Genomic DNA, 6,577 nt, shown 5'->3' with positions numbered 1-6,577 from the left:
CGAAACCCACCACTTCCGCCGCTGCTATGGGTTTCGTGACCAGTTCGGACATGCTCCGATCTGGTCACTCTAGCCACTGGAAATCAGGAATGGCTCCCCGGGCTGGATTCGAACCAGCGACCATTCGATTAACAGTCGAATGCTCTACCGCTGAGCTACCGAGGAACACGCGAAACGGAACGTTCGCGGGTGCGCAGCGTATAACAAAGCCACCGGGGCTTGCAAAGGACCAAATATCCGCTCGCGCGCGACTTCAAAAATCCGGCGAAACCCCTGTGCCGACAGGTTCTTTTGTCGATTTCGACCCCACCGGGAATGGCCACGGCCAGGCGCGGCCACCGCGCGGCTGTTCCGCGTCACCGATGGCCGCCAAATGGACGCATTCGCAGGCCACGCTGGCGCCACCGGATGTTACCAGGAAGGTGATGCCATGCCCGACGTCCTGATCCAGCTACTTAAACCGGAGCTCTCGATCGTTCCAAAGGACAAGCCGGCGATGAGCGATGAGGAATGCCTGCGCCGGCTCGCGCAGGCCGTAGAAGAGCACGATGCCGAGCATTTGGCAGAGGTTGCAAGATTGATCGGACGACTCGCGGTTACCATTGAATAGCTTGGGTATTTCCGACCCGACCGGGCTGCGAGGAGGATGGCGGATATAAGGGCTGGCACGGGCCATTTCGGTATGTTGCGTTTTGGCGAGGCTTGTTCCAAAGATGATGCGTTTTTTAGTTCCTTCCCCGCGGCAAGCCGCGCACGACTTCCAAGGTCCGCCCATGTCCGATTTTGCGACCGCGCGCCAGAAAATGGTCGATGGTCAGGTGCGCCCCAGCGACGTCACCGATATCCGAATCCTGGACGCGATGCTGGCCGTGCCGCGCGAGGCATTCGTCCCAGCCAGCCAGCAAGCGCTGGCCTATCTGGACCTCGATCTCGATATCAGCGAAGCAGGTTCGGCAAAGCGCTTCCTGATCAAGCCCGTCGTAACGGCGAAGATGCTGCAGGCTGCCGACATCGGGGAGACCGACAAGGTCTTGGTGGCGGGCAGCGCGACCGGATACACCGCGGCCATCGCGGCCAGACTGGCGAGGCGGGTGACCGCAACCGAAAGTGATCCGGCGCAGGCCGCCAAGGTCATGGTTGTTCTGGCTCAGCTCGGACTTGCCAACGTGACATTTTCAGCGACGACGGCGGCCGACGGGGATCCGGCGGGCGCCCCCTACGACGTTATCGTGCTCGATGGCGCAACCGAGGTCGCGCCCGAGCGGCTCTACCGGCAGCTCACCGAGGGCGGCCGCTTGGTCGGGGTTTTCGCAACCACAAAGCCGCCGCGCGCCATGCTGGTGACACACTCCCACGAAGACTTTGGTAGCCGGACACTGTTCGACGCGACGGCGCCGGTTCTGCCGGGGCTCGAACGGCTCCCGGCGTTCGTTTTCTAGTTGAGGTGTGACCCGGATGCTGCAGGTCAAGAGTTTCGACTTGGTTTCGCCGGCGCAGGGGTTCCGCCAGGCGGAGGCGGGGAATAAGGTAGGCGGGGGTACTGTCTTGGGATCAAGCGGTAACCCGGTTCGGGCGCGCTCGAGCCGGCTAACGGGATGAACGGATCACTGGGGATGCGTAGGCTGAAGTTGGTTACCGGAGCTGCCGCTGCGGTAATGATGCTGGCGTATATGGGCCCGACGCCCTCCTTGGCCGATACTATCGAGGCGGCGCTGGTGCGCGCCTATCAGGGCAATCCGCAGCTCAACTCGCAGCGCGCCCAGGTGCGTTCCACCGACGAAAACGTGCCACAGGCGCTGTCGGGCTATCGGCCCAAGGTCGCGCTCACCGCCAGCGCCGGCTACCAGTACACCGATACGAATTCCACCCAAGGCGGCACGCCCCAACAGATCGTCAGGACCGAAATTAACGGCACCAATCCCCCTCGCAGCGTCGGCCTCACCGTCACGCAGACGCTTTTCAACGGCCAGCAGACCGCCAATAGGACCCGCGCGGCGGAGAGCCAGGTCTCGGGCGCCCGCGAAGCCCTGCGGGTTCTCGAAGAGACGGTGCTGCTCAATGCCGCGACGATCTACATGGACTATCTGCGCGATGCCGCCATCGTCGAGGTTCAGCGCAGCAATACAAGGGTGCTCGAACAGACGCTGAAGCAGACGCGCGACCGGTTCAATGTCGGCGAGGTGACACGCACCGACGTGGCGCAGTCGGAAGCGCAACTCGCCGCCGGCAAGACCCAGCAACTGACCGCCGAATCCAATCTGACGACGACGCGGTCGAATTTCCGCCGCATCATCGGCAACGAACCGGAAGCACTGGCGCCAGGCTCGCCGGTCGATCGCTTTCTGCCGGCGACGCTGCCCAGCGCGGTCGAACTCGGCCTGATCGAAAACCCGAATGTGACCGCGGCGATGTTCGGCATCGACGTCAATTTTCTCACAGTCAAGATCAACGAAGGCGCGTTGTTGCCGACGGTGACGCTGCAGGCCTCCGTGCAGCAGGCCTACGAGCAGCAATTGACCGTTTACAGGTCATTCGGCGCCTCGGCGATCGCGCAGCTTTCGGTGCCGATCTATCAGGGCGGCGCCGAGTACTCGCTGATCCGCCAGTCGAAAGAAAACGTGGCGCAGCAGCGTCTGGTTCTTGACGAGACCCGCGACCAGGTCCGCGCCAACATTGTGACGGCATGGGGACAGCTCGAAGCGGGCAAGGCGCAGGTGGCATCGGCGCAATCGCAGGTGACGGCGTCCGAGATCGCGCTTAACGGCGTTCGGGAAGAGGCCAAGGCCGGACAGCGAACCACCCTCGACGTGCTCAACGCCCAGCAGGCGCTGGTCAACGCCCGCGTCGCGCTGGTCACCGCGCAGCACGATCGCGTGGTCGCCTCCTACGCGGTCCTGAGCGCCGTCGGCCGCTTGTCGCCTCAGGTGCTCAAACTGCCCACCGAGGTCTACGACCCGAGCGTACATTATCAGCAGGTGCGCGACAGCTGGATCGGCGTGCGCACGCCCGACGGCCGCTGATCGTCCAGCCGCCGGCACTTGCGGTGGAGAACCGGTTGCGCTCCCGAAAGCGCCGATCGGCAACAAGATGGATGCCGGCTTTCGGTGGTGGATCACCGGCATTCCGCGGCCACGATCTGACTTGTTTGAAAAGGGTATGTTTGTAGGCGGCATCAGCGGTGTGCCAGAACGACACGCCTTGGGGTCAGGCCCCGAGGGATGTATTTCATGCGCCGCGGCGTTGCTTGCAATCAAATATGGCCATGACGTACACATGGTCATGACGTACCTTTCCCGGAGGCAACAGAGCGATTCGCGCCGCCTTTCCGGCGTCCTTCGACGCGACGCTTCGGCGCCATCGGCAGGGGCGAGGACAGGTGCGATCAGCCGAGCGTCGCTTGATCTGGGGACAAGTCGGGCCTGCGTGGCGAAAATCCAGGCCTGCATATCTGCAAATCAGCAAGTCCCACCCGTCTTGGTGTAACACGCATTCGAGGCCGTTGATGATGTGGAGTCGGAGATGACGCAGCCTGCGAAGGTCCAAGAGCCCTCGATGGAGGAGATTTTGGCGTCGATCCGGCGCATCATCGCCGATGACGAAGCATCGCCGTCGGCCGGCGAAAAGTCCCCAAGCCCCGCAACCCCTGCCAAGCCCGAAAAGCTCGCCGCGGCGACGCCAGTCAAGGCGCCCGCGATGAATGACATTTCGCCGCCGGTTATTGCCGCGGCCGCCGCCAAGCCGGCCCCCGCCGCCGTCAAGATGGCGCCGCCGCCTCCCGCACCGCCGCCGGCCGCCGCGCCCGCTGTTTCCAACGGCCAGGACGACATCGATGCGTTGCTGGCAGGCCTCGATGAGGCAACCTCGCCCGCGGAAATACGGCCACCATCGCCCGAAGCCGAGGTGTTCGAACTCACCGACGACATGGCGCTGCCGGATCCGGCGCAGCCATTGTTCCACAAGGTCGAAGCTCCGGAGGATCGCGTGTTCGTGGAAGCCCCCTCTGCCAGAGCCGCGCCGCGGCAACCCGCATTCGAACCCCGCGGCGAGAGCAGCCCCGATGCGGCGGCGCCGATCCTGTCGCGCTCGACCGTCTCCGCGGTTGAATCCGCCTTCAACAGCCTGGCTCATACCGTGCTCAGCAACAACGCGCGGACGCTTGAAGATCTGGTCAAGGAAATGCTGCGGCCGATGCTGAAATCCTGGCTCGACGATAATTTGCCCGGACTGGTGGAGCGGATCGTCAAGGCCGAAATCGAGCGGGTCTCGCGGGGCGGCAGGGTATGATCCGGAAAAGCATGCCTTCTCGGGCTTGACCCGAGGGTGGGAACCGGCTTTTCCTGGGGCGAAGGCTGAAGCCGTTTGCCCGGAGATCGCGCCGAAACGGGCAGCTGAGATCATGGTCCGATTCACTCTGAGCGGGGCGTGATCTTCTGGCTCAGCCACAGAGCCTTACCGGCCCTGCTTCAACCGTTATCTCAGGCTTGACGCGTTCCACAGCCATGATTGCAGCGCCATGATCGAGAAGAACTACCAGCCCGCCGATATCGAAGGCCGCATGTCCCGGATCTGGGAAGAAAGCGGCGCGTTCAGGGCTGGCCGCCCCGAGCGCCGCGACGCCAAACCATTCACCATCGTGATCCCGCCGCCGAACGTGACCGGCTCGCTGCATATGGGGCACGCCCTCAACAACACCTTGCAGGACATCCTCTGCCGCTTCGAGCGCATGCGCGGCCGCGATGTGCTGTGGCAGCCGGGCACCGATCACGCCGGGATCGCGACCCAGATGGTGGTCGAGCGGCAATTGATGGAGCGGCAGCAGCCGGGCCGGCGCGATCTCGGCCGCGCCAAATTCCTCGAGCGGGTCTGGCAATGGAAGGCCGAGAGCGGCGGCGTCATCGTCAATCAGCTGAAGCGGCTTGGCGCGTCCTGCGACTGGTCGCGCGAACGCTTTACGATGGACGAGGGCCTTTCGCGCGCCGTGATAAAGGTGTTCGTCGAACTGCACCGCGACGGGCTGATCTACAAGGACAAGCGGCTGGTCAACTGGGATCCGGCGCTGTTGACCGCGATTTCCGATCTCGAGGTGCAGCAGATCGAGATCAAGGGCAGCCTGTGGTATCTGCGCTATCCGCTCGAGGGCAAAACCTTCGATCCCGGCGACGCCGAGAGTTTCATCGTTGTCGCCACCACGCGGCCCGAAACCATGCTCGGCGACAGCGCGGTGGCGGTCCATCCGGGTGACGAGCGCTACAGCCATCTGGTCGGCCGGCATGCGATCTTGCCGCTGGTGGGGCGCAAGATACCCATCGTCGCCGACGAATATTCCGACCCCGAAAAAGGGTCCGGCGCCGTCAAGGTGACGCCCGCGCACGACTTCAACGACTTCGAGGTCGGCCGCCGGCACAACCTGCCACAGATCAGCGTGCTCGATCAGGAGGGCCACCTCGCGCTGGTCGGCAACGAGGACTACCTGCGTGGACTGCCGGAAGGCGCCTTGCAGCTCGCAGAGGAATTGCACGGCGTCGACCGCTTCGCTGCGCGCAAGCTGATCCTGCAGCGGCTGGAGGATTTCGGCTTTCTGGAGAAGACCGAGCCGAATAGCCATACGGTGCCGCACGGCGATCGCTCCGGCGTCGTCATCGAGCCCTATCTGACCGACCAGTGGTATGTCGACGCCAAGACGCTGGCGCAGCCCGCGATCGCGGCGGTGCGCTCGGGCGCGACCGCGTTCGTGCCGAAGAACTGGGAGAAGACCTATTTCGAGTGGATGGAGAACATTCAGCCCTGGTGCATCTCGCGCCAGCTCTGGTGGGGTCACCAGATCCCGGCGTGGTACGGGCCGGACGGCAAGGTCTTCGTCGCCGAAACCGAGGAGGAAGCCATAGGCAACGCGCTCGGCTATTACGCCGAGCAGGAGGTCATCACGCCGGAGCAGGGGCGCGAGATGGCGCTCGATCGCAACAAGCGCGCAGGCTTCATCACCCGCGACGAGGACGTGCTCGACACCTGGTTCTCCTCGGCGCTGTGGCCGTTCTCGACGCTGGGCTGGCCCGGCGACGACACCGACGTCAGGCGCTATTACCCGACGGATGTGCTCGTCACCGGCTTCGACATCATCTTCTTCTGGGTCGCCCGGATGATGATGATGGGCCTGCACTTCATGAAGCAGGTTCCGTTTCCCACGGTCTACATCCACCGCCTGGTTCGTGACGAGAAGGGCGCGAAGATGTCGAAGTCGAAGGGCAACGTCGTCGACCCCCTCGGCATCATCGATGACTATGGTGCGGATGCGCTGCGCTTTGCGCTGGCACGTGCGGCCGCGCAGGGGCACGACATCAAGCTCTCGCCCCAGCTTGTCGAAACCAACCGCAATTTTGCGACCAAGCTCTGGAACGCCTGCCGCTTCGCCGAGATGAACGATTGCGTGCTGCCGACGGGCTTCGATGCCACGCAAGCCAAGGAGACGCTGAACCGCTGGATTGCCCATGAGACGGTGCGCACCACCCGCGAGGTGACCGAAGCGATCGAGGCCTACCGCTTCAATGACGCGGCGGGCGCCGCCTACCGCTTCGTCTGG

At 63.9% G+C, this 6,577-nt stretch carries 5 protein-coding genes and 1 tRNA gene; 5 read left to right on the top strand and 1 reads right to left on the bottom strand.

All coding sequences use genetic code 11. The annotated features are described in order from the left end of the window. Positions 1 to 90: 90 nt before the first annotated feature. Positions 91 to 165: transfer RNA gene (locus ABSG20_RS26195), tRNA-Asn, on the bottom strand. 265 nt (positions 166 to 430) lie between these two features. Between ABSG20_RS26195 and ABSG20_RS26190 the strand changes: the two genes are divergently transcribed. The 5 genes from ABSG20_RS26190 to ABSG20_RS26170 form a co-directional block, all read left to right on the top strand. After that, positions 431 to 610: a hypothetical protein gene (locus ABSG20_RS26190; RefSeq protein WP_423867389.1), complete on the top strand. Its 180-nt coding sequence runs from the start codon at positions 431 to 433 to the stop codon at positions 608 to 610. Positions 611 to 773: 163 nt separating this feature from the next. After that, the gene (locus tag ABSG20_RS26185) at positions 774 to 1,439 is read left to right on the top strand and encodes a protein-L-isoaspartate O-methyltransferase family protein (protein ID WP_423867388.1); all 666 of its coding nucleotides are present in this window, start codon (positions 774 to 776) and stop codon (positions 1,437 to 1,439) included. A gap of 174 nt (positions 1,440 to 1,613) precedes the next feature. Further along, positions 1,614 to 3,020 (top strand): TolC family outer membrane protein, encoded by a 1,407-nt coding sequence (locus ABSG20_RS26180; RefSeq protein ID WP_423867387.1) that lies wholly within the window; start codon positions 1,614 to 1,616, stop codon positions 3,018 to 3,020. Between the two features lie 499 nt (positions 3,021 to 3,519). Continuing rightward, positions 3,520 to 4,284: a PopZ family protein gene (locus ABSG20_RS26175; RefSeq protein ID WP_423867386.1), complete on the top strand. Its 765-nt coding sequence runs from the start codon at positions 3,520 to 3,522 to the stop codon at positions 4,282 to 4,284. A 229-nt stretch (positions 4,285 to 4,513) separates the two neighbouring features. After that, on the top strand, positions 4,514 to 6,577 hold a 2,064-nt coding region (locus ABSG20_RS26170), incomplete at its 3' end, for a valine--tRNA ligase (protein ID WP_423867385.1).

The sequence above is a fragment of the Bradyrhizobium sp. genome, from assembly GCF_049512235.1.
In the GTDB taxonomy this organism is placed as follows: Bacteria; Pseudomonadota; Alphaproteobacteria; order Rhizobiales; family Xanthobacteraceae; genus Bradyrhizobium.
This window is presented reverse-complemented; position numbering and strand designations above follow the sequence as displayed.